This window comes from Priestia sp. SIMBA_032, assembly GCF_046535215.1.
In the GTDB taxonomy this organism is placed as follows: Bacteria; Bacillota; Bacilli; order Bacillales; family Bacillaceae_H; genus Priestia; species Priestia aryabhattai.
This window is the reverse complement of record NZ_JAWRXD010001563.1, coordinates 1-236: the sequence shown is the minus strand read 5'-3', so window position 1 is coordinate 236 and position 236 is coordinate 1. Positions and strand designations below refer to the sequence as shown.

The following is a 236-nucleotide window of genomic DNA, read 5'->3' as shown; positions in this document are numbered from 1 at the left end:
AGACGGCGAGCCCGATGCTCATCAGCGCCATCTCCTGGCCGTCATAGCCGCCCATCACGACCATCAGCCCGACCAGCAGGGCGATTGCGCCCAGAATCCCGCCGGCGACCTGATAGGTGAAGCGCCGGATGCGGATCATCAACGGCGGTTCGCTCAACCGCTCCGCGCCGACGACCTTGGAGATCTTGCCGATCTGGGTGCCGAGGCCGGTCGCCGTCACCACGCCCCGCCCGCGC

1 protein-coding gene is annotated in these 236 nt (G+C 68.6%); it reads right to left on the bottom strand.

What is annotated here, in order from left to right; all coding sequences use genetic code 11:
* The coding region (locus SB717_RS39545; protein WP_410908797.1) for a hypothetical protein at positions 1-220 on the bottom strand (220 nt) is incomplete at its 3' end.
* Positions 221-236: the final 16 nt, after the last annotated feature.